This is a genomic window from Sphingomonas benefaciens (assembly GCF_052907485.1).
Map to the genome: position 1 here is coordinate 670,980 of NZ_JBREIC010000001.1, position 23,132 is coordinate 694,111.

Annotated in this window: 21 protein-coding genes; 16 read left to right on the plus strand and 5 right to left on the minus strand. The window is 69.5% G+C overall.

Translation table 11 applies throughout. The features are described 5' to 3' along the window. Positions 1-5 precede the first annotated feature (5 nt). Positions 6-1,226, plus strand: a complete 1,221-nt coding sequence (locus ACU5AX_RS03175; protein WP_446689636.1) for a histidine-type phosphatase — start codon at positions 6-8, stop codon at positions 1,224-1,226. Between the two features lie 29 nt (positions 1,227-1,255). Here ACU5AX_RS03175 and ACU5AX_RS03180 read toward each other — a convergent pair whose 3' ends face one another. Continuing rightward, entirely contained in the window at positions 1,256-1,783 is a 528-nt protein-coding gene (locus ACU5AX_RS03180) for a DUF2141 domain-containing protein (protein ID WP_198352777.1), read from the minus strand. Between the two features lie 68 nt (positions 1,784-1,851). Further along, positions 1,852-3,339: an ArnT family glycosyltransferase gene (locus ACU5AX_RS03185; protein ID WP_446689637.1), complete on the minus strand. Its 1,488-nt coding sequence runs from the start codon at positions 3,337-3,339 to the stop codon at positions 1,852-1,854. Between the two features lie 211 nt (positions 3,340-3,550). On the opposite strand from ACU5AX_RS03185, the gene ACU5AX_RS03190 reads away from it, so the two are divergent. The 8 genes from ACU5AX_RS03190 to ACU5AX_RS03225 all read left to right on the plus strand — a co-directional run bounded on the left by ACU5AX_RS03190 (position 3,551) and on the right by ACU5AX_RS03225 (position 13,378). Beyond that, on the plus strand, positions 3,551-4,423 hold the full coding sequence (locus ACU5AX_RS03190; RefSeq protein ID WP_198352776.1) for a glycosyltransferase family 2 protein: 873 nt from the start codon (positions 3,551-3,553) through the stop codon (positions 4,421-4,423). Next, a complete protein-coding gene (locus ACU5AX_RS03195) occupies positions 4,398-5,201 on the plus strand; it encodes a ChbG/HpnK family deacetylase (protein WP_446689638.1) in 804 nt (267 codons plus the stop codon). Before ACU5AX_RS03190 ends, ACU5AX_RS03195 begins: the two co-directional genes overlap by 26 nt. A 39-nt stretch (positions 5,202-5,240) precedes the next feature. Next, complete coding sequence (locus ACU5AX_RS03200) at positions 5,241-5,798, plus strand: RNA polymerase sigma factor (protein ID WP_446689639.1); 558 nt, start codon at positions 5,241-5,243, stop codon at positions 5,796-5,798. Then, positions 5,788-6,747, plus strand: a complete 960-nt coding sequence (locus ACU5AX_RS03205; RefSeq protein WP_446689640.1) for a FecR family protein — start codon at positions 5,788-5,790, stop codon at positions 6,745-6,747. The genes ACU5AX_RS03200 and ACU5AX_RS03205 overlap by 11 nt, the downstream gene beginning before the upstream one ends. Beyond that, positions 6,698-9,136 (plus strand): TonB-dependent receptor, encoded by a 2,439-nt coding sequence (locus tag ACU5AX_RS03210; RefSeq protein ID WP_446689641.1) that lies wholly within the window; start codon positions 6,698-6,700, stop codon positions 9,134-9,136. The genes ACU5AX_RS03205 and ACU5AX_RS03210 overlap by 50 nt, the downstream gene beginning before the upstream one ends. Positions 9,137-9,182: 46 nt before the next feature. Further along, on the plus strand, positions 9,183-10,511 hold the full coding sequence (gene rimO / locus ACU5AX_RS03215; protein ID WP_446689642.1) for a 30S ribosomal protein S12 methylthiotransferase RimO: 1,329 nt from the start codon (positions 9,183-9,185) through the stop codon (positions 10,509-10,511). A 66-nt stretch (positions 10,512-10,577) separates the two neighbouring features. Next, on the plus strand, positions 10,578-11,975 hold the full coding sequence (locus ACU5AX_RS03220; RefSeq protein ID WP_446689643.1) for a serine hydrolase domain-containing protein: 1,398 nt from the start codon (positions 10,578-10,580) through the stop codon (positions 11,973-11,975). Next, positions 11,972-13,378, plus strand: coding sequence for a leucyl aminopeptidase family protein (locus ACU5AX_RS03225; RefSeq protein WP_446689644.1), 1,407 nt, complete (start codon positions 11,972-11,974; stop codon positions 13,376-13,378). The genes ACU5AX_RS03220 and ACU5AX_RS03225 overlap by 4 nt, the downstream gene beginning before the upstream one ends. On the opposite strand, the gene ACU5AX_RS03230 is transcribed toward ACU5AX_RS03225, so the two are convergent. Next, positions 13,362-14,111 carry an energy transducer TonB gene (locus tag ACU5AX_RS03230; RefSeq protein ID WP_446689645.1) on the minus strand — a complete coding sequence of 250 codons (750 nt, stop codon included), beginning with the start codon at positions 14,109-14,111 and terminating at the stop codon, positions 13,362-13,364. The genes ACU5AX_RS03225 and ACU5AX_RS03230 overlap by 17 nt on opposite strands. A 49-nt stretch (positions 14,112-14,160) precedes the next feature. Further along, positions 14,161-14,904 (minus strand): triose-phosphate isomerase, encoded by a 744-nt coding sequence (gene tpiA, locus ACU5AX_RS03235; RefSeq protein WP_443024714.1) that lies wholly within the window; start codon positions 14,902-14,904, stop codon positions 14,161-14,163. Between the two features lie 131 nt (positions 14,905-15,035). On the opposite strand from tpiA, the gene ACU5AX_RS03240 reads away from it, so the two are divergent. Continuing rightward, on the plus strand, positions 15,036-16,988 hold the full coding sequence (locus ACU5AX_RS03240; RefSeq protein WP_446689646.1) for a peptidylprolyl isomerase: 1,953 nt from the start codon (positions 15,036-15,038) through the stop codon (positions 16,986-16,988). A gap of 1 nt (position 16,989) precedes the next feature. Continuing rightward, the gene (gene trpE / locus ACU5AX_RS03245) at positions 16,990-18,501 is read left to right on the plus strand and encodes an anthranilate synthase component I (protein ID WP_446689647.1); all 1,512 of its coding nucleotides are present in this window, start codon (positions 16,990-16,992) and stop codon (positions 18,499-18,501) included. Between the two features lie 31 nt (positions 18,502-18,532). On the opposite strand, the gene ACU5AX_RS03250 is transcribed toward trpE, so the two are convergent. Further along, entirely contained in the window at positions 18,533-18,961 is a 429-nt protein-coding gene (locus ACU5AX_RS03250; RefSeq protein WP_446689648.1) for a hypothetical protein, read from the minus strand. 145 nt (positions 18,962-19,106) lie between these two features. On the opposite strand from ACU5AX_RS03250, the gene ACU5AX_RS03255 reads away from it, so the two are divergent. From ACU5AX_RS03255 to ACU5AX_RS03275, 5 genes are read left to right on the plus strand one after another with little or no spacing between them, the layout of a single operon-like run. Next, positions 19,107-19,691, plus strand: a complete 585-nt coding sequence (locus ACU5AX_RS03255) for an anthranilate synthase component II (RefSeq protein WP_198353392.1) — start codon at positions 19,107-19,109, stop codon at positions 19,689-19,691. Further along, positions 19,688-20,683, plus strand: coding sequence for an anthranilate phosphoribosyltransferase (trpD, locus tag ACU5AX_RS03260; RefSeq protein ID WP_446689649.1), 996 nt, complete (start codon positions 19,688-19,690; stop codon positions 20,681-20,683). Before ACU5AX_RS03255 ends, trpD begins: the two co-directional genes overlap by 4 nt. Further along, the gene (gene trpC / locus ACU5AX_RS03265) at positions 20,680-21,459 is read left to right on the plus strand and encodes an indole-3-glycerol phosphate synthase TrpC (RefSeq protein WP_446689650.1); all 780 of its coding nucleotides are present in this window, start codon (positions 20,680-20,682) and stop codon (positions 21,457-21,459) included. Before trpD ends, trpC begins: the two co-directional genes overlap by 4 nt. Next, positions 21,456-21,926 carry a cyclic pyranopterin monophosphate synthase MoaC gene (moaC, locus tag ACU5AX_RS03270; RefSeq protein ID WP_446689651.1) on the plus strand — a complete coding sequence of 157 codons (471 nt, stop codon included), beginning with the start codon at positions 21,456-21,458 and terminating at the stop codon, positions 21,924-21,926. Before trpC ends, moaC begins: the two co-directional genes overlap by 4 nt. After that, the gene (locus tag ACU5AX_RS03275) at positions 21,923-23,101 is read left to right on the plus strand and encodes a molybdopterin molybdotransferase MoeA (protein WP_446689652.1); all 1,179 of its coding nucleotides are present in this window, start codon (positions 21,923-21,925) and stop codon (positions 23,099-23,101) included. Before moaC ends, ACU5AX_RS03275 begins: the two co-directional genes overlap by 4 nt. The last annotated feature ends 31 nt before the right edge of the window (positions 23,102-23,132 follow it).

A 23,132-nucleotide genomic window follows, 5' to 3' on the forward strand; every position in this document is an offset into this window, starting at 1 on the left:
TGGCGATGACGAAGACGATTTTTCTGGCAGGCGCCCTACTCGCGGCGACGCCGACACTGGCGCGTGAGCCGGCGGTACCGGCCGGATTGCAAGTCGATCGCGTCGTGATGCTGATGCGACACGGCGTCCGGCCGCCGACCAAGGCACCGCCCATGCCCGCCGGCACCGCGATCGAGCGCTGGCCGGACTGGCCGGTCGCCCCGGGCTATTTGACGCCGCACGGTGCTGCGGCGATACGGCGCGTCGGCGGTTACGATCGCACCGCCTGGACGGCGCTCGGACTGCTCGCGCGCTCCGGCTGTCCCAAGGTGCGGATCGTCGCCGACAGCGACCAACGCACGATCGAGACGGCACGTCACTATGCCGCCGCGCTCGTGCCCGGCTGTACCATCACCACGGAGCATCGCCCTCAGGACGTGGCGGACCCGATCTTCTCGCCGATCGACGAGCGGGCGACCACGTTCGACGCAGAGGCCGCGCGCAAGGCGGTGCTCGCCGCGGCGGGGCCCGGCGGGATTGCGGCGGAAGAGCGCCGTCTCGCCCCGTTGATCGAACGGCTCGACACGATCCTGTGCCAGCGGGCCAAGCCGGACTGCGGCGTCGCCGCCAGCGGACCATCCGACCTGGCGCCCGCACGACCGGGCAAGCGCCCGAAACTGACCGGTACGCTCGACCGCGCCTCGACCGCAGCGCAGATCCTGCTGCTCGAATATGCCGAGGACAAGTCGATGCCGCAGGTCGGCTGGGGTCGCGCCACGGCGGGGGACATCGCGTCGCTCTCCGAATTCCACGCGGTCGAATTCCGGCTGCTGGCGCGGCCCAGCTATGTCGCCCGCGCCAATCTTGCGCTGATCGCCCCGCTGATCGCCGACGCGATCACCAAACCCGACGGTGCGGTCATCACGATGTTGTCGGGGCATGACACGAATGTCGCCAGCCTCGGTGGCCTGCTCGATCTCCACTGGCAGGTGCCTGGTTTGGCCGCGGACGATCCCAGCCCGGGCGGTGCCATCGTGTTCGAGCGGCTCACCGACCGGTCGGGAAAGCACTATGTCCGCGCCCTCTATCGATCGCAGACGGTGGATCAGATCCGCGACCTGACCGCGCTGACGGGCAAGGCGTCACCCTATGTCGCCGTGCTGCCGATCGCCGGGTGCAGCGCCCGCGGCATCAACGGCCTGTGCAGCGCCGCGCAATTCGCCACCGCGCTGGCGGTGCAGCGCTGACGGGGTTGGGGCGGTCGGCCGCCCACTTCTCAGAGCGGTTTGAAGCCGCCGATGCCGCGCAGATACTGGACCCGGATGGTCGTGACGGTGACCCCGTCGCCGGCATCAACCAGAGCCTGTGAAAAGGGCGGTCGCGAGCGGCCGATCGTCCCATTGCCCGGCAGGCCGACGCCGTCGTTCCAGATGGAGAATTTGTCTTTGCCCGTCCGGTTGTGCCGCAGCAGCAGCGCATAGCGCCCGGCGCGCGGCAGTTGGACGCACATCGCGAACGGGCCGGTGCTCGGCGGGGTCGCGCGCGTCCGCCGGAACGTCTTGCCCGACGCGGCGAGTTCGGTGTCGTCCTTGAGGAAATCGGCCTCGTTGGCGGGATAGAGTTCGAGCCACATTTGGCCGCGACGATCCTTCAGTCCTTCGACATTGACCTGCACCGCGGGGCCGTGGCCGGTGCGGCAGATGGCGGCATCGTCGCCGACCGGCTGCCCCGCCGTCGGCTCAACGGCGACTAGCGCGGTGAACAGGAGCGAGGCGGCGAAGCTGAGGCTGAAGGTCGGGGTCACGACAAGGCTCCGAAGGCGGCTGCGATCCTATCATAGACGACGCCGTCCGGTGCGACCCGCAACACGGTTCACCGCACCGCAAGCCGATCCCGGCGCACATAGGCCAGCAGATGGCCGTCCTCGCGCGGCGCCTGCAACACGAGGCGATAGTCTGCCCGCAGGGCCGCCGCGACCTGCCGCTCGCTGTCCGCGTTCCACGGCGCGAAGGGTTCGTCCATCGTGACGATCACCGGCGGGCGGCGGGCGAGGATGCGTCCGACCTCCGCCGCTTCGTCGATCCCCGTGGCGCCGCGCTCGGGCTCGTAGGCGAGGGTCGACGGAAAGGCATAGGGCGTCGGCGTGCAGGCGTCGGCGAGCAGATACAGCACCGAATCGCCGGCGAAGACGAAGGGACAGCCGTCCCCATCATAACGGCGCATGACCTGCGCCACCGCCCGAGCCGATTGCGCGTCGGTCGGCACGAATGCCACCCTGGCGACGAACAGGATCAGGCCGTAGGCGAGCAGCGCGACGATCGCACCGCGATGCCGGCCGAGCACCGGTGCCGCGACCATCGCCAGCGGGATCATCAACGGCAGCGCATAATGATCGAAGAAGGCGCCGATCATGGCGAAGGCGACCAGCGCCGCCGCCAGCCAGCCGAAGGCGATCAGCGTTGCGTCGGTCCGCGGGCGCCGGCGCCAGGCGACGATCGCGCACAGGAGGAAGGGAAGCAGCTGCGCGCCCGTCCCGGCGAGGCGCGCGGCGATCTTGGCGGCGGGATAGCCCCGCCGCAGCGCGATCGAGGCGAAGTTGGAGAACCAGAAGGCGGCGAACACCTCCGGGCCGCGCCAATAATAAGCGAGGATGACGAGCAGGGTCGGCATCAGACCCAGTGCCGCCCAGAGCAAGGCCGCCCCAACGACCTGGAGCAGCGATCCACCGGCACGCCGGCCATACCAGAGATGGACGAGACCGAAGAACGCCCCCTCGACCACCGGCGTATATTTGGTCTGGATCGCCAGCCCAGCGAGCAGGCATGCAGCGGAACCGTTGACGACGATCGCGCCGACCCGCGCGCGCCGCGCCAGATCGGGCAGCCGCAGCGTCAGCACCGCCGCGGCCGCGGTGAACAGATTGTAGAAGACCGGCGACTGACCGCCCCGCCCGCTGAGCAGCGACAGCCAGAGGATGTAGGCGACCCCCGCCGCCAGCGCGCCCGCCGGCGTCGCGCCGAGACGCCGCCCGCCGGCCGTCACCAACCAGGCCGTGGCTGCCGCGAACAGCGTCGCGACCAGTTGATAGACCAGGATCGGATCGCCCGGGATCAGCCGGATGCCGGCGAAGATCAGAAACAGGCCGACCGGCTTGCGATCCCATAGGTCGATATAGGGCACGGCGCCCTGCAGCATCCGGCTACCGACCAGCAGATAATATTGCTCGTCGACGTGAATCACCGGATTGCCAAAGTCCCGACAGCGGATCGCGACGGCGGCGGCGAGCAGCCACAGGAAAACGATCGCGCCGCCCGATCGGGGGGGCGCGGCAGCGGGCGCAGAAGAAGGGACAGCCGTCATGGCCGCCCGGTAGCGTAGCAGCGGGCGGCGGTCATGGGCGATCTCACCTGTCTTCGTCCGATTGTCGCCGCCTAACCCTCGGAAAGGATTTTTTAATCTGAAGCGCTGCGGGAACTGTGGATCGGCATCGTCTTGATCACGGGCGAGATAGCGGATGTCGCTCGGACCGTGGGGACGGTCCGGTTGAGCGAGCCGCCAGCGGGAACGTGGCATGTACTTGAATTTCGATCAGGATGTCGGTCTTGCCAGCGAAGGCTGGGTCCGTCGGGCGACACCCGCCTGGACCGTCCTGATCCCCTTCTTCAACGAAGCCGCCTTGCTGGCCGACACGATCGCCAGCATCGCCGCACAGACCGTGCCGCTGACGCTGATCCTGGTCGACAACGGCTCGACCGACGGCAGCGCCGATGTCGCCCGTGCCGCGATCGACCGCCACGGCCTCGACGCGATCGTCGTCACCGAACGCCGGGCCGGCAAGGTCGCCGCGCTGCGCACCGGCCTCGGCTGGGTCCGTACCCGCTTCGTCGCCACATGCGACGCCGACACGCTCTACCCGCCGCATTATCTCGCGGAGGCCGAGCGGCTGCTGCGACGTGACGGATGCGTCGTCGCCGGCGCCTATTTCGTGGCGCCCGGTGCCGATCAGGCCGCACTGGATGCCGAGGCGCGCAAGATTCTCTCGGCCGCCCGCGCGCTGCCGCGGCAGTGCCATGCCGGTGGTGCTGGCCAGGCATTTGATGTCGCCGCACTGCGCGCCGCGGGCGGCTTCGACCCGGACATCTGGCCGTTCATCCTCGAAGATCACGAGGTAATCCACCGCACGATGACGCAGGGCGGGATGCTCTATTCGCGTGACCTGTGGTGCATGCCATCGCCCCGCGAACGCGATCGCGAATCGATCCGCTGGACGCTCTTCGAACGCTTGGTCTATTCCGCCACGGCGCCGTGGGCAGGCAGCTGGTTTTTCTACAATTTCCTCGCCACACGGTTGCAGCGCCGACGCCTGTTGAGCAACAAGATCCGCGAGCGCGCCTATCACGATCTGGAAGGCCCGGCCTTTGCCACGACTCATCCTGTGTGCTGACGATTTCGCCTTCTCGCGGGGCACCAGCGAGACGATCGTCCAGCTTCTCGCCGCAGGCAAGCTGAACGCCACCAGCTGCATGACCGTGATGCCGGGCTGGGCGGAGGATGCCGAGCTGCTGCGCGATCTGCCGCCGCACGCCGAAGTCGGACTGCACCTGACGCTGACCGGCGAGACGCCGTTGACCGCGATGCCCGAAACCGCACCGGACGGCGTGCTGCCGGAAATCGATCCGCTGTGCCGGCTGGCAGCGCGTCATCTCGTCGCCTTGGACGAGATCGCGCGCGAGGTGCGGGCACAGTTTGATGCGTTCATCGGCGTGCTGGGCCGCCCGCCGGCCTTCGTCGACGGCCATCAGCATAGCCATGCGCTGACCGGCATCCGCGACGTGGTGCTTGCCGAAACCGCCCGCCGCGCGCCCGAAGCATGGGTGCGCGATTGTACCGACACGTTGCCCGCGATGCTGGCGCGTCCCTTTCCGGGAAAGGCGATCGGCAGCGCCTACCATTGCCGAGGGCTGCGGCGCGACGCCGCCCGTCATCGTCTGCGCTGCAACCGCGGCTTTGCCGGCCATTATGATTTCGCCAGCAATTACAGTGTGATGCTGCCAAAATTCCTGCGCCGGCCGGGCGACATGCATCTCGTCATGTGCCACCCCGGCGCGGGCCGGCGCAATGGCGACGCGATCGCGGATGCGCGCCCGCGCGAGGCAGCGGCCTTGCAAGCCGCGTCGATCGCCGACATGGCTGCTGTGCAGGGGCTCAGCTATCCGGCCTGATCCCCGCGGGGCGCGACGCGAGCGGGAGCAGGATAGACTTTGTCGGACAATGGGCTTCGCGGGATCTTCCTCACGCAACGGCCGATGCTGTTGCGGATGCTGACCGCACGGCTCGCCAGTCGGGACGATGCGGAAGACGTGCTGCAGGACATGTGGCTGCGCCTCGACCGGCTGGCCGGCGAGCCGGTCGCACAACCCGCCGCCTTCCTCTACCGTATCGCCGCCAATCTCGCCACCGACCGCCGCATTGCCAGCGGCCGGCGCACCGCCCGCGACGCCGCCTGGCTGGAGACGCAGCCGGCGGCCGACGAACTGCCGGACATGGAGCGGCAGCTGGTCGCGCGCAGCCAGTGGCGCGTCGTCGAGGCGGCGATCGCGGACATGCCCGAACGCATGGCGACCGCCCTGCGCATGTTCCGCATCGAGGGCCAACCTCAGCGCGCCATCGCCGAGACGCTGGAGATCAGCGTCAGTGGCGTCGAGAAGCTGCTGCAGCGCGCCTATCGAATTATTCACGACCGCCTGCAGCAAGTCGATGAGGATCATCCGGGACCGCGTCGTCTAGGAAGTGGAAAGGGCGTGGATCGTGCAGATTGACCGCGAGACGATGATCGACACGGCGATCCACTGGCATCTGCGCCAGGCGGAGATGACCGACGCCGAGTGGGAGGAATTCACCCTCTGGCTTGAGGCGGATGCGGCGCATGCCGAGGCGTTCGACCAGGTCGCGTCGCTCGACGCGCTGATCGACGTCGACCGGTTTCCGCCGCCGCAGGATCTGCGCGCGGCGAACGACGATATGCCCATTGTCGCCCCTCGGCGGCGATGGGGCTGGATCGCGGGCGGCGGCGCAGCGGTCGCCGCGACGCTGGCCGTCCTCGCCACCAATTTCGCCGGCACCACGGCAGATTCCAGCTATGTCGTTGCCACCAAGGCGGGTGAGCGGCGCACCGTCGCGCTGGCCGACGGCAGCTGGATCGAGATGAGCGGCGGCAGCCGCCTGCGTCTCGACCATGGCGACACCCGCATGGCCTCGCTGGAGGCGGGCGAGGTGACGCTGCATGTGCGTCACGATGCCGAGGCGCCGTTCACGCTTCAGGCCGGCGACCTCGCCGTGCGCGACCTCGGCACCGTGTTCAACGTCGCGCGGACCGGCGAACGGACCGATGTCGCGGTGGCCGAGGGATCGGTAATGCTTGCCCCGACGGATGCCCGCGTCGTTCTGGCCGCCGGTGACGCGGCCAGCGTCGCCAGCGGGCAGATCGCGCGGAGCAAGGTGTCGCCGGCCTCAGTTGGCGACTGGCGCACGGGCCGCCTCAGCTTCGATGCGGTGCCGCTGCGCCGTGTCGCCGAACGGCTGGCGCGTCTGTACGGTTTCCGGCTGTCGCTGGCCGCGGACTTGTCCGAAAGGCCCTTTACGGGCATGATCGCGATGACGGGGATTGCCGATCGGGACGTTCCGCATCTGGCCGATCTGATCGGGGCGACGTGGCGGCGTGACGGCGACACATGGATATTGGCTGGCGAGGCGGTTTCCGCCCGCTGAGCTGCGCCGTCGTCGCCCCGGCGGCGTCCGTACCGTCACATTCCCCATATTGGCCGGCCTACTGACTGTCGCCGCGCCAGTGATTGCCGCGGCACCGCGCGACGTGCCGGTCGCCATTCCCGCCACCACGCTTGATCGCGCGCTGACGGCGCTGGCGGTGGCGAGCGGGGTCGAAATCATCAGCACCGAACCGGGGCTGCACGCGATCCGGACGCGTGCGCTCAGCGGCCCGATGCCGCTGCGCCGGGCGCTGGCGGCGATGCTGACCGGCACCGTGTTCAAGGCGGAGCCGACGCGCGGTGGCGGCTTCCGCATCGTGCGTCGCCGCACGCCGCAGATGGTGGCGCGGCGCCAGGCGGCGCGTGCCGCCTATCACCCGCAGCCGACCGATGCCGCCGGCCACGACATCGTCGTCACCGCCAGCAAACAGCCGGTGCCGCTGCTGCGCTATCCCGGCAGCCTGACGCTCGCCCTCGGCGGGCCGACCCTGCCCAATGGCGGGGTCGGCGAGGTCACCGATCTGTCGCGCACCATGCCGGTGATCCAGAGCACGCAGCTCGGCCCGGGCCGCAACAAGCTGTTCATCCGCGGCATCGCCGACAGCAGCTTCGCGGGCACGACGCAATCGACCGCCAGCGTGTATCTGGACGATGTCCAGCTCAACGCGTCCGGGGCCGATCCCGGCTTGCGCCTCTACGACATCGCCAGCGTTGAGGTGATGGAGGGGCCGCAGGGCACGCTGTACGGCGCCGGTGCGATTGGCGGCGTCGTGCGGTTGACCACCAACGCACCCGACCTGCGTCGCGCTGGCGGGATGGTGGCGGCCGGGCTGGTCGCGACGGCGCACGGTATGCCCGGCGCCGATCTGGCGGCGATGCTCAACGTTCCGGTGACGGACACGCTCGGCCTGCGCGCGGTCAGCTATGTCGCGCGGGACGGCGGCTATATCGACGATCCCCGGCGCCGCCTCGCCGACACCAACGCGGTCCGTACCGACGGCGGCCGGTTGGCCGGACGCTGGCAGCCGGGTGGTGGCTGGCGGATCGATGCCAGCGGCGCGATCCAGACGATTCATGCCCGCGACGGCCAATATGCCGAGCCCGCCTTCGGTCCGCTCGCGCATGCCGCCCTCGTCGCGCAGCCGTTCGACAGCCAGTTTCTGTTCGGACGGCTGGTGGCGACCCACGATTGGGAGAGCGGCCTGGCGCTGTTCGTCTCCGCCGGTGCGGCCCGGCTGACGACGGCGGACACGTTCGACGCGACCGCGCCCTCCCCGCGTGCACCGCCGACCCTCTATCATGCCCAGAATGCCAAGACTTTGCTGTCGCAGGAGGCCCGCCTGTCGCGCGCGCTGCCGGACGGGCGCCAGTGGCTGGTCGGCTACACGCTGATCAGCGACAAGTCGATCCTCAGCCGTTCGGTCGAGGCGCAGGGCCGCGAGGCGGACATCGTCGGCGTCAGCAACGTCACCCGACAGGCGTCGGTGTTCGGCGAGGCGACCCTCCCCGTCACGCCGGCGCTGGCCCTTACCACCGGCCTGCGCTGGACCGCGGCGCGGGTCGATGGCGAACCCTCGAGCACACCGCGCGGCGGCAGCTTCATCCGCGGCCGGTCGACCCTGCGCTTCGATCCGACCGTCGCCCTCTCCTACCGGCTGGCTTCGCGTCTGGCCGCCTTTGCGCGCTTCCAGACCGGCTTCCGCACCGGCGGCCTTGCCGTGGCGCAGGGGATCGGCCGGGTAGCGAACTACAAACCCGATTCAATCGTCACCGGCGAGTTGGGCTTGCGCCGCCTGCGCAGCGGCACCACCGGCCTGGCCCTGTCGACGAGTGTCTCGACCGCCTTCTGGCGCGACATCCAGGCCGATCTGATCAACCGGCGCGGCGCGCCCTACACCAGCAACATCGGCAACGCCGTGATCCATACGGTGGAGGGCACCGCCGACTGGGTGCCGATCGCCGGCCTGTCGCTGACCGGCGCGTTGCTCTACACCGAAAACCGGGTGTCCGGCGAGATCGCGGATCAATCCCGCCTCGCCAATCGCCGCCTGCCCGACACGCCGCCGCTCGCCGGCAATGCCGCCATCGCCTATGCCTGGAACCGGGATGCGGTGTGGCGGCCGCGGATCGGCGCGACCGCCGCTTATGTTGGCCGATCGGTGCTGGGCACGGGCGACCTGCTCGACGTCAGTCAGGGCCGCTATTGGAGCCTCGGCGTCTCCGCCGGCCTGCGCTGGCGCAATCTCGATACGACCCTTGGCGTCGACAATCTGACCGACACGGCGACCAGCCGCTTCGCCTACGGCAACCCCTTCCGGCTGGCGATGCGTGACCAGACGACGCCGCCGCGTCCACTCAACGTCCGGCTCGGCATCACCGCCAGCTGGTGAGCATCTGGAAAAGTCTGCGCGCTTCGACTATGTGCGCGGGCCTCCCATGGCAACGAAACTTCCTCTCCCGCCGCGGGTCGGCATGGTGTCGCTCGGCTGTCCGAAGAATCTGGTCGACAGCGAACGCATCCTGACCCAGCTCCGCTCTGACGGCTATCAGATGTCCGCCGACTATGCCGGTGCCGACGTCGTGCTGGTCAACACCTGCGGCTTCCTCGATTCCGCCAAGGAAGAGAGCCTGGAGGCGATCGGCGAAGCGATTAAGGAAAACGGCCGCGTCATCGTCACCGGCTGCATGGGCAAGGAAGCCGAGGCGATCCGCGCCCGCTTCCCCGACGTGCTCGCCGTCACCGGCGCGCATCAATATGAGCAGGTGGTCGAGGCGGTGCATGCCGCGGCGCCGGCCAATCTGTCGCCCTACCTCGACCTGATCCCCGACGCCGGCCTGAAGCTGACGCCGCGGCACTACAGCTATCTGAAGATTTCGGAGGGCTGCAATCACCGCTGCTCCTTCTGCATCATCCCGAGCCTGCGCGGCGACCTCGTCAGCCGCCGCCCCGACGCGATCCTGCGCGAAGCGGAGAAACTGGTCGCCGCCGGCACGCGCGAGCTGCTGGTGATCAGCCAGGACACCAGCGCCTATGGCATCGACATCCGTAAGGAGCCGCGGCTGTGGCAGGGCCGCGAAGTCGTGCCGCACATGACCGATCTGGCGCGCGAACTGGGCCGGATCGCACCATGGGTGCGGCTGCACTACGTCTACCCCTATCCGCATGTCGACCAGGTCATTCCGCTGATGGCGGAGGGGCTGGTGCTCCCCTATCTCGACATTCCGTTCCAGCATGCTGCGCCGTCGGTGCTCAAGCGCATGAAGCGCCCGGGCAACGACGCCAAGGTGCTGCAGCGCATCCATCAATGGCGCGAAATCTGCCCGGATATCGCGATCCGCTCGACCTTCGTCGTCGGCTTTCCCGGCGAGACGGAGGAGGATTTCGACTATCTGCTCGACTGGCTCGACGAAGCGCAGCTCGACCGCGTCGGTGCCTTTCGTTTCGAACCGGTCGAGGGTGCGGCGGCCAACGCTTTGCCCGATCCGGTGCCGGAAGAGGTCAAGGAAGAACGCTACGCCCGGATCATGGAAAAGACCGCGGCGATCTCGGCCGCCAAGCTGCAGGCGAAGATCGGTCGCACGCTGCCCGTGATCATCGACGAGGTCGGCGACGAGGGCGCGACGGGCCGCAGCCAGGCGGATGCGCCGGAGATTGACGGCCAAGTCTTCCTGCGCGATGCCGCTCATCTCGCGGCCGGCGATATCGTGCCGGTGGTGATCGAGGATGCGGACGAGCACGACCTGTACGGCGTACCCGCCACCTGACACGCGGGACTTACGGTTAACAAAGTCGCCATTGCGCGCACGGCCGCTTTCTGGTTCCGTGCCGCGATGTTTCGTAGCCTGATCGTCGCCGCCCTCGTCGCAGCGCCCGCCCCCGCCCTCGCGCAAGCGCTCACCCCCGACGAAAGCGCGAAGATCGAGAAGATTGTTTCCGACACGCTGCGCGACACGGGCGTGCCCTCGGCCTCGGTCGCCGTGGTGCGCGACGGCCGCATCGTGCTGGCCAAGGCCTATGGCAAGCAATCGGAGACGGCTAGGACCGCCGATTCGAAGGCAATGTATCAGATCGCCTCCATCTCCAAGCAATTCACCGCCGCGGCGATCCTGTTGCTGGAGGACGAGGGCAAGCTCAAGCTCGACGACCCGGTCAGCAAATACGTCTCCGGCGTGACCGAGGGCGATCGGATCACCATCCGCCAGTTGCTCAGCCACACATCCGGCCTGCGCGACTATTGGCCGCAGGATTATAGCTTCAAGGCGATGGCGACGCCGGTCACACCGCGCGAGATCGTCCGGCGCTGGGGATCGGAGCGGCTCGACTTCCAGCCCGGCGCGCAGTGGCAATATTCCAATACTGGCTATGTCGTCGCCGGCATGATCGTTGAGAAGGTGTCGGGCCAGCCGCTGCTGGCGTTCCTGCAGCAGCACGTCTTCGTGCCGCTCGGCATCCGCGCGATCGATCAGGACAAGGCGGTCGGGCCGGGCTTCCCCCAGGGGTACAAGCGTTATGCGCTCGGCCCGGTCCGTGTCGAGACTCCCGCCGCGCCCGGCTGGCTCTATGCCGCCGGTGAGCTGGCGATGAGCGCCGAGGATCTGGCGAAATGGGACGTCGCGCGGATCAACCGCTCGCTGTTGCCGGCTGACGACTGGCAGGCGCAGGAAACGGAGGTCAAGCTGAACGACGGCTCCGGCACCGGTTACGGCCTGGGTGTCGACGTCGGCGTGCGCGACGGCCGGCCGATCGTCGAGCACGGCGGCGAGGCGGTCGGCTTCCTGTCGGAGAACATCGTCTATCCGAAGGATCGCGCGGCCATCGTCGTGCTGACCAACGCCTGGTTCGCCGACGCCCAATCCCGCATCGCCAACGGCATCGCCAAGGTTGTGCTGCCCGCCCCCGCCGCCGCCATTCCCGGCGATGCCGAGGCGCTGACGCAGGCGCGCAAAGTGTTTGACCAGCTGCGCGGCGGCACGCTCGATCGCGCACTGCTGACCGAAGACGCCAATTTCTATTTCACCCCGGCGGCGCAAGCGGATTACCGCACCAGCCTGACACCGCTCGGCGAGCCGACCGGCTTCACCCAGGTGGGCCGCGCGCGACTGCGTGGCGGCTTCGTCTATCGCGGCTTCCGCGTCACCTATCCCGACCGCACCTTGTCGATCGCGACCTTCGCGCTGCCCGGCGTCGGCCAGCCGTTCGAACAGTTTCTGGTGAGCCCTGCACAATGATCGATTTTGCGCCGCTGCTGCAGCCGGATCGCGGCCAGACCGCGCGGGCGATCCATGTCGTCCACCCCGATGCCTATGCCGATTGGCTGTCCCACCAGCCGGTCCGGGTCCGCACCGCGGTGGCGGCGCACGGCCTGACCGGCAAGGCCGGCGACCGGGCGGTGCTGCCCGGCGAGGCGGCGGACGAGTGGGCGATGCTGCTCGTCTGCAACGAAGCCCTTGATTCACCCTGGCGGATCGCATCGCTGGCGTCGACGCTGCCGGCGGGGATCTATCGGCTGGCGACCGGCGAGATCGGCGCGGCGGGGCTCGGCTGGCTGCTCGCTCAGCATCGCTTCGACCGCTACCACAGCGGCGCGTCGGAGGCCGGCGCCCGCGTCCTGCTGACCACCGAAGCGGCGGCGATCGACGAGACGGTGCGCCTCGCCACGGCGACCGCGACCGTCCGCGACCTGGTCAACACCGGCGCCTCCGATCTCGGCCCGGCGGAACTCGAAGCCACGGTCGAGGCATTGGGGCGCGAACACCACGGCCGGGTCACGGTGACGCGCGGCGACGCGTTGGCGACCGGCTATCCGATGATTTACGCCGTCGGTCAGGCCGCAGTCAAGGAGCGCGCCCCCCGGCTGATCGAACTGGAATGGGGCGATGCCGGCCATCCGCGAGTGGCGATCGTCGGCAAGGGCGTGGTGTTCGATACCGGGGGGCTCGACCTCAAGCCGTCGGCCGGCATGCGGCTGATGAAGAAGGACATGGGCGGCGCCGCTCATGCGATCGCACTGGCCGGGCTGGTGATGGCGGCGCGGCTGCCGGTGCGGTTGCACCTGCTGATTCCGACGGTCGAGAATGCGGTGGCAGGCAATGCCTTCCGCCCCGGCGATGTGCTGCGCAGCCGGGCCGGACTGACGGTGGAGAACACCAATACCGACGCCGAGGGCCGGCTGATCCTGGGCGACGCGCTGACCCGCGCGGGCGAGGAAAAGCCGGAACTGATCCTCGACTTCGCGACGCTGACCGGCGCGGCGCGCGTCGCGCTCGGCCCCGACCTGCCGCCCCTCTTCACCGACGATGCCGCGCTGGCGGGCGAGCTCCTCGCGGCGGGGGAATTGCTCGACGACCCACTGTGGCGCCTGCCGCTTTGGGACGGCTATGACGAGATGCTGAAGTCGGACATCGCCGATCTGGTCAACGCGCCCGACGGCGGCTTTGCCGGGGCGATCACGGCCGCGCTGTTCCTGCGGCGTTTCGTGCCGAAGGGCGTCGCCTGGGCGCATATGGATGTCTTCGCCTGGCGCCCGGTGGGCAAGCCCGGCCGGCCGAAGGGCGGCGACGCCTTCGCGCTGCGCGCCTGCTACCAGTTGCTCAAGAACCGCTACGGCCGCGCCCTTATCGCCGGGCGTTGAGCTCGTCGTCGCCGGGGATGTCCCATTCCTGGTCGCGCAGCACCGTCGACGGCACCGCTCGGCCATCGGCATCGCGCCACGGCCGGTAGCGGAAGCGCGTCTCGACGGCGCGGCAGGTGATCGCGTCGATCTCCGCGCTGCCGCTGCTGCCGAGGACGCGGCAGCCGGTGGCGCGGCCGTCGACACCGACACGGTAGCGCATGCGCACGACGCCGTGGAAGCCCTGCTCCAGCGCCCATGCCGGCACGTCCCGGCCCTTGACGTCGCCGCGGATCAACACCGGCGTCCGTTCCCAGCCGCTGCCGTCGCCATCGCCGTCGCCGCCTGCGCCATTGCCGTTGCCGATGCCGCCCGCCCCGGTGCCCGGACCGGGCCGGTCGGACGCACCGGACGTCGCCTGCGCGCCGATATTGGGCAATGGCGCGACGATGATCGGCGGCGGCACGGTGGCAATGATCGGTACGGGCGCGGTCACTTCCGTTGCCTTGGAACGCAGGTTCGGCGGTGATGCCTTGCCGCTCGGCCGGTTGACCTTGCGCGGCGGCGGCACGATCCGCGGGGGCGGCGGCGGATCGGGCAGTACGGCGAAGGTCGCCAGCCCATCCTGCACGACCGCCGGCAGAGAGGACGCGCCGAGCCCGCGGAGCAAGGCGAAGCCGAGCGCACCGACCACCAGGGCGGTCAGCGCCGCCGCACCCGCGCGTTCCCTAAAGCGTTGTTCCGGCACCACCATCGCGACGAGATGATGACGCCGACCGCCTTTCGCAACGCTGACCGGCCGGTCAGACGGCGGCGGCCGCGCGAATGATCGGCACGAACTTCGCGGCGGTCAGGCTGGCACCACCCACCAGCGCCCCGTCGACGTCGGGACAGGCCAAGATCGCGCCGGCATTGTCGCCCGTCACCGAACCGCCGTAGAGGATGCGGATGCCGTCGGCGGCGTCGCCGACCAGCATGCGCAGCTTGGCGCGAGCGATGGCGTGGATCGCCGCAATCTCGTCCAGCGTCGGGGTACGGCCGGTGCCGATCGCCCAGCGCGGCTCATAGGCGAGCGTGAACCAGCTGCCGTCCGCATGATCGGGCACCGACTTCTCGATCTGCGCCTGCACCACGCGTTCGGCGCGATCGGCGTTGCGCTCCGCCTCCGTCTCGCCGCAGCAGGAGATGACCTGCAGTCCCTGCCGCCGCGCCGCCGCCGCCTTGGCCCAGGCATCGTGGCTGGTCTCGCCCTGATCGGCGCGGCGTTCGGAATGGCCGACGATCGTGAAGCGGGCGCCCGCCTCCTGCACCATCGCGGCGGAGACGCAGCCAGTATGGGCGCCATTCTCCGCCTCGTGCACATCCTCGGCACCGATCGCCAGCCCCGGCACGCGCTGCGCCGCCGGGGCGATCAGGGTGAAGGGAACCGCGACCGCGACATCGACCGTCGCCGCCTCGCCCGCGGCAGCGGCGATCGCGTCGAGCTCGCCGAGGCTGGCCAGCGACCCGTTCATCTTCCAATTGCCCGCCACCAGCTTGCGCCGCATCGTCATCGGATCCCCCTGTCTGTTCTGTCGCTATCGTTATGTCGGCCGGCGATGGCGCGCCGCGCGCTTGATGGCAAGCCGTCGTCCCCCTAAAGCCGTCTCACTTCTGTCCAGGGACGATCGGCCACTTCATGCTCAGCTTCTTTCGCCGGATCATCAATTCCAAGGCCGGCGTCATCGTCACCTTCATCGTGCTCGGCATCATCGCGCTCGCCTTCGCGGCCGGCGACGTCACCGGGCTGCGCACGGGCGGCGGCGGGCTGACCGGCAATACCGTGGTCAAGGTCGGTGGCCAGAGCGTCACCACCGCCGACCTCGAAAGCCGGATGCAGAGCGAGCTGGAAGGGGCCCGCCAGCAGCAGCCGACGATCACCATGCCGTCCTTCCTGGCCCAGGGCGGGCTGGAGGGCGTGCTCGACCGCCTGGTCAACACGCTTGCGCTCGAGGAATTCGGCCACAAGCAGGGCATGGTCATCTCGAAGCGCGCGGTCGACGGCCAGATCGCCAGCATCCCCGGCCTGCGCGGGCCGAACGGCCAGTTCGATCCCGCCATCTACCAGCAATTGCTGTCGCAGCGTCGCCTGACCGATGCTCAGGTGCGGACCGACATCGCCCGCGACCTGATGTCGCAGCAGTTGATCCTGCCGACGCAGGGCGCAACCCAGCTGCCCCAGCAAGTCGCGCTGCAATATGCCTCGATCCTGCTGGAGAAGCGCGAGGGGCAGATCGGCTTCATTCCCGCCGCCGCCATGGCGACCGGCGCCGCCCCGACCGATGCCGAGATCCAGGCGGCCTATCGTCGCAACATCGCGCGCTACACCGTGCCGGAACGGCGCGTCGTCCGCTACGCCCGCGTCGACGCCGATACCGTCAAGAGCCGTAGCACGCCGAGCGATCAGGAGATCGCCCAAGCCTATGCACAGCAGCGGCCCCGTTTCGCCGCGACCGAAAAGCGTGACGTGACGCAGGTCGTGGTCCTCGATCAGGCCGGCGCCAATGCTCTGGCGGCCAAGGTGAAGGCCGGAACGCCGCTCGCCGATGCCGCACGCGCCGCCGGCCTCGAACCGCTGACGCAGACTGGCCTGACCAAGGACGCCTATACGAGCGCGTCCGGTGCAGCCGCAGCCACGTCGGTCTTCGGCGCCGTCAAGGGCGCAGTCGTCGGGCCGGTGCGTGGCACGCTCGGCTGGATCGTCGCGCGCGTCGACAACGTCGTGCAGGTGCCCGGCAAGACGCTGGAGCAGGCCAAGCCCGAAATCGTCGCCGAACTAACCAAGCAGAAGCTGCAGCAGGCGCTCGGCGCGGCGCATGACGCGCTCGACGACGCGCTCGCCAAGAATGCGACCTTCGACGAGGCGGTGGCCGACCAGAAGCTTGCGGCACAGCAGACGCCGGCGCTGCTCGCCAACGGCACCGACCCCGACTCCCCCGCGACGCCGGCCAATCCGGCTTTGGCACCGATCGTCGCCGCCGCCTTCCAGATGCAGGATGGCGATCCCGCGCAGCTCGTGCCGGTCGGCCAGGATGGCAGCTTCGCCGTCGTCGCGCTCAGCCGCGTCGTCGGCGCGTCGCCGCGTCCGCTCGCGCAGGTGCGCGACGCGGTTGTCGCCGACATCCGCGCCGACCAGGCCCGCGCCGCCGCACGCACGGTCGCCGCCGACGTCCTCGCCAAGGTCAATCGCGGCACGCCGCTCAATCAGGCGCTGGCCGGGACCGGACGGACGCTGCCGCCGAGCCAGCCGATCACCGCGAGCCGCGGCCAGCTCGCGTCCAATCCACGCGGGGCGCAGCCGGGCCTCGTGCTGCTGTTCAGCATGGTGCAGGGCACTGCCAAGCTGCTCGAGGCGCCGAATCGTGCCGGCTGGCTGGTCGTCAAGCTTGACCGCATCACGCCCGGCGACGCCAAGGGCAACACGCAACTGATCCAGGGCACGCGCCAGGAGCTCGGTCGGATCGTCGGCCGTGAATATGTCGATGAATTCGCCCGCGCGGTGCGTAAGGAGGTCGGCGTCAAGACCGACACCGGCGCGCTGGCCCGCGTCCGCAGCGCGCTGACCGGCGCGGGTCAGGGCGCCGGCAACTGACGTGAGCGAGCAGACGGCCGCCATCGCCGCCGCGCGGGCCGCGCTCGACGCCGGCCGCCCTGGCTTCGTCTGGCGCCGCCGCGTCGCCGACACCGAGACGCCGGTGGCCGCCGCGCTGCGCCTGATCGAACCGGGGCGCGGCGACTATCTGCTTGAATCGGTCGAGGGCGGCGCGACGCGCGGCCGCTATAGCCTGATCGGTCTGGCGCCCGATCTCGTGTTCCGCGCGTACGGTGACGCGGCCGAGGTCAATCGCGACTGGGCGACCGATCGCACGGCCTTCGAGCCCTCGGCGTCTACGACGCTGGCGGCGCTCCGCGCGCTGATCGAAGAATGCCGCGGCGAGGTCCCGGCCGGACTGCCGCCGGCGCTCGCCTGTCTGGTCGGCTATTTCGGCTACGAGACGATCGGCCTGGTCGAGCGGCTGCCGCAACCGGCGGCCGATCCGCTCGGCCTGCCCGACATGCTGTTCGTGCGGCCGACGATTATCCTCGTCTTCGACCGTCTGGCCGATACGCTCTTCCTCGTCGCACCCGTGTGGCCGGGTCAGGGTGACAGCGAGGCGATGATCGCAGCGGCGCAGGACAGGCTCGACGATATCGAGGCAAGCCTGGCCCATACGCCCCTGCCCGCGCCGGTCCGCGACGAGCTTCCCGAACCGGCCTATACGCCGGCGATTCCGCCCACCCAATACAAACAGATGGTATTGCGGGCGCAGAACTATATCCGTGCCGGCGACATCTTTCAGGTCGTGCTGGCGCAGCGCTTCTCCGCCCCTTTCGAATTACCACCGTTCGAATTGTACCGCAGTCTGCGGCGGATCAATCCGTCGCCCTTTCTCTACCATCTCGACCTGCCCGGCTTTGCCCTGATCGGCTCCAGCCCCGAAATTCTCGTCCGCGTCCGCGACGGCGAGGTGACGATCCGTCCGATCGCCGGCACCCGTCCACGCGGCCGCACCGGCGCGGAGGACGAGGCGAACCGCCAGAGCCTGCTCGCCGATCCGAAGGAACGCGCCGAGCATCTCATGCTGCTCGACCTCGGCCGCAACGATGTCGGCCGCAGCGCGGCGCCGGGCACCGTCCAGGTGACGGCGAGTTACGGCATCGAATTGTACAGCCATGTCATGCACATCGTCTCGAATGTCGTCGGCCGGCTGCATCCGGACCGCGATTCGATCGACGCGCTGTTCGCGGGCTTTCCGGCCGGCACCGTATCGGGTGCACCGAAGGTCCGCGCCTGCCAGATCATCGCCGAGCTCGAGCCCGAACGGCGCGGCGCCTATGCCGGGGGCGTCGGCTATTTTTCACCCGATGGGTCGATGGACTCCTGCATCGTGCTGCGCACGGCGGTGGTAAAGGACGGCATGATTCACGCTCAGGCCGGCGCCGGCATCGTCGCGGACAGCGTGCCCGAATCGGAGCAGCGCGAATGCGAGGCCAAGGCGGGCGCGATCCTCGCCGCCGCCCGCGAGGCGGTCCGCCGCGCAGGCGAAAGCGGCTTCGGGCAGTGACGGACCGAGGCGGTCCGGCTGAGCCGTCCGATCAGGGCGCCACTTCGCCCGCGCGCCGTGCTTTTTCCTCCGCCAGCCACTGACGGTTGGTCGCGAGCGCACAGCCGCTCTGGCCGCCGGTGCCGACGACCGAGCAGGTGTCGGGCAGGCCCCCGGCGACGCGACTCACCTGATCCATCGTCTGGGTGCGATTGACCCAGCTCTGATTCTGCGCGGGGATCGGTCCGCTGTCGCGGAATTCCTTGGGAATGCGATAGGGCTGGTCGAGCGTCGAGCAGACGACGATTTCTGTGCTGCTGCTGCGCGGGCAGCGCTCGCCCTGGCGCAGCGTCACGCTGCGCACGCGCTGCGGCGGCTGGCCGCTTTCGGCCTGCTCCGCGGAGCCAGGGGAACTGGCAGTCTGGGCGTCCGCGACGGCGGGCATGGCGATCAGCGCGGCGATCAGCAACGGGCGGAACATCAATCGTCTCCTTTGCGCAAACCAACGTCCGGCACGGCTGTTAGGCTCCCGGCGCGCCACGCTTCCTTACGAGGGCGCAGATTGCCGCAGGATTGCCGCGATGCAACACCGTTGCACCGGGCGAGGCATCGGCTATGGCGGGGCGATGATCCTCGTCGTCGACAATTACGACAGCTTTACCTGGAACCTCGTCCATTATCTGATGGAGTTGGGCGCCGAGGTCGAGGTGGTGCGCAACGATGCCATGTCCGCCGGCCAGGCCTTGAGCTCGGGTGCGCAGGCCTTCCTGATCTCGCCGGGACCATGCACGCCGAACGAGGCCGGCGTCAGCCTCGACCTCGTCGCTGCCTGCGCGGAGGCGAAGAGGCCGCTGCTCGGCGTATGCCTAGGCCATCAGGCGATCGGCCAGCATTTCGGCGGCCGCGTCGAGCGAGGCGGCCTGATGCACGGCAAGACGTCGCCCGTGCTGCATGACGGCACGGGCCTGTTCGAGGGACTACCCTCGCCCTTCACTGCGACGCGTTATCACAGCCTGATCGTCAACGACGTGGCCGCGCCCCTGGTCGTCAACGCCCGTGCCGACGACGGCCATGTGATGGGCTTCCGCCATGAAGAGCTGCCGATCCATGGGGTCCAGTTTCATCCGGAAAGCATCGCCACCGAACATGGCCATGCGATGCTCGCCAATTTCCTGAAGAGCGCCGGCATCGCGACCAAGGCGACGGCGTGACCACCGTCGCACCGTTGCCCGATCCGTCGACGCCGCTGTCGCGCGAAAGCGCGCGTCAGGCGTTCGGCGATATCCTCGACGGCCATGCCGATGACGAGGCGATCGGCACCTTCCTGCTCGCCCTGTCCGATCGCGAGGAGACCAGTCTCGAAATCGCCGAGGCGGCACGCGCGCTGCGCGCCCGGATGATCCCGATCGCTGCTCCCGCCGGCGCGATCGACGTCTGCGGCACCGGCGGCGACGGCCACCACACGCTCAACGTCTCCACCGCGGTCGCACTGGTCGTGGCGGCGTGCGGTGTGCCGGTCGCCAAACATGGCAACCGCGCCGCCTCCTCCAAGGCAGGGGCGGCCGACACGCTCGAGGCTTTGGGCCTCGACCTCGACGTCGCCGGCGCAAGCGCGGAGGGCAGCCTCGCCGACCTCGGCATCGCCTTCTTGTTTGCCGCCAACCACCACCCGGCGATGAAGCGGATTGCGCCGATCCGGCGGCGGATCGGCAAACGGACGATCTTCAATCTGATGGGTCCGCTCGCCAATCCGGCCCGCGTCACCCGCCAGCTGCTCGGCATCGCGCGGCCCGATTATGCCGGCTTGTATGCAGAGGCGCTCGACCAGCTCGGCACCGAGGCGGCGGCGGTGATCGCCGGCGAGGAGGGGCTGGACGAATTGTCGACCGCAGGCCCTAGCCTCGCCGTCTCGATCGGCACCGCGAAACTGCCGCAGCGCATCGTGCCCGAAGACGCCGATCTGCCGCGCCACCCGCTCGCGGCGCTGCGTGGCGGCGACCCCAGCTACAATGCCGCCGCGTTGCGCCGCCTGCTCGACGGCGAGGCGGGGGCCTATCGCGACGCGGTGCTGCTTAACGCCGCCGCGGCGCTGATCGTCGCCGGGCATAGCGACGATCTTGCCACAGGTGCGCGCGCAGCCGCCCAAGTTCTTGACGACGGCGGCGCTTCGGCGCTGCTCGACCGCTGGATCGCCTACCGATGACCACCATCCTGTCCCGCATCATCGAAACCAAGCGCGCCGAAGTCGCCGCGCGCAAGGCGACGATCAGCCTCGCCGATCTGGAAGCCCGGATCGCCGCCGTGTCGCGCCCGCGCGGCTTCCGCGCCGCGCTCAACGCCACGCCCGGCCATGCCCTGATTACCGAGATCAAGAAGGCCAGTCCGTCGAAGGGACTGATCCGTGCCGATTTCGATCCCGCCGCCCATGCCCGCGCCTATGCGGCCGGCGGTGCGGCCTGCCTGTCCGTGCTGACCGACGAGCAATGGTTCCAGGGATGCGACGACGATCTGATCGCGGCGCGTGCCGCCTGCGACCTGCCGGTGATCCGCAAGGACTTCATGGTCGACCCGTGGCAGGCGACCGAATCGCGCTCGATCGGCGCCGATGCGATCCTGATCATCGTCTCCGCCCTCGACGACACGCAGATGGCCGAGATCGAGGCGAGCGCGATGGACTGCGGCATGGACGTGCTTGTCGAGGTCCATGACGAGGCGGAGTTCGATCGCGCGCTGAAGCTGAAATCGCGGCTGATCGGCGTCAACAACCGCAACCTGCACGACTTTACCGTCGACTTCACGCGGACCTTCGCGCTGGTCGATCGCGCGCCCAAGGATTGCACCTTCGTCGCAGAGAGCGGCCTGTCGGGCCGTGCCGATCTCGACGCGCTGGCGGCGCATGGCGTGCATTGCTTCCTGATCGGCGAATCGCTGATGCGGCAGGACGATCTGACCGCCGCGGTGCAGGCGCTGGTGGCGTGAGTCGCCTCACCCACCTCGACGCGAGCGGCGCCGCGCATATGGTCGATGTCGGCGGCAAGACGCCGACCCAGCGTGAGGCGACCGCCAGCGGCCGCATCCGGATCGCGGCCGACGCACTCGCCGCGATTCGTGACGGGCTGGCCAAGAAGGGCGACGTGATCGCCGTCGCGCGCATCGCCGGCATCATGGCGGCGAAGAAGACCGCGGAGCTGATCCCGCTCTGCCACCCCCTGCCCCTTACCAAGGTCACGCTCGATCTGGAGATTGGCGACGACGGCATCACCGCCACCGCGAGCGCCGCGACCGACGGCAAGACCGGGGTCGAGATGGAGGCGCTGACCGCCGTGTCGACGGCATTGCTCACCGTCTATGACATGGCCAAGGCGATGGATCGCGGCATGACGATCGAGAATATCCGCCTGCTCGCCAAATCGGGCGGTGCCTCGCGCGACTGGCACGCCGCATGAGCCTGTTGCCGATCGCGGAGGCGCAGACGCGGCTGTTCGCTTTGGCTGCGCCGGTCGCGACCGAAATGGTCGGCTTGGCCGCGGCACATGGCCGCTGGGCGGCGGACGATATCCTGGCACGGCGGACGCAACCGGCAAGCGACCTGTCGGCGATGGACGGCTATGCGATTCGCCATGCCGACCTTCCCGGCCCTTGGACGCTGATCGGCGAGAGCGCCGCCGGGCGCCCGTTCGCCGCATCCGTCGCACCCGGCGAGACGGTGCGTATCTTCACGGGCGCGACCATGCCGGCCGGTGCCGATACGGTGATGGTGCAGGAGGAGGTCGCGGCCGATGGCGTGTCGGTCCGACTGACCGGCGAAGGCCCCGGCACCTTGGGCCGCAACGTCCGGCGCCGCGGCCTCGACTTCGACGCGGGCGACGTGCTGATTCCCGCCGGCGAGCGGATCACCCCCGCCCGTCTCGCCGTCGCGGCGACCGGCGGTCTCGGCACGATCCCCGTCCGCCGCCGCATCCGCGTCGCGCTTTGCGCCACCGGTGACGAACTGGTCGAGCCAGGCAGCGCCGGTTGTGACGCCCTGCCGGAGTCCAACCGCGCGATGCTGGCGGCGATGCTCGCCGACCTGCCGATCGACCTCGTCGACCTCGGCATCCTGCCCGACGATCTCGTCACCTTGCGCGATGCCTTCGCCGGCGTCGACGCCGACCTGATCGTCACCACCGGCGGCGCGTCGGTCGGCGACCACGACCTCGTCCGGCCGGCGCTGGAGGCCGCCGGCGGCGCGATCGATTTCTGGCGCATCGCGTTACGGCCGGGCAAGCCGATGATGGCCGGCCGGATCGGCGCGGCGCTGGTGCTCGGCCTGCCGGGCAATCCGGTCTCGGCCTTTGTCACCGCGACGCTGTTCGTGCGGCCGGTGATCGCGCATCTCGCCGGCGCCCGGAACCCGCTGCCGCGCACGACCAGCACGATCCTTGGCGAAAGTCTGCCGGCGAACGGCGGCCGCACCGACTATCTGCGCGCCGAACTTCGCGAAGGCCGCGCATATGCGTCGACCATACAGGACAGTTCGATGCTGTTGACGCTTGCGCGGTCGCATTGCTTGATCGTCCGCCCCGCCGGCGCCCCGGCCGCGCAGACGGGCGACTCGGCAGAAATCCTCATGATCGCTTGACGAGCGCCGGTCCGTTCCCTAGAAGTTCCGC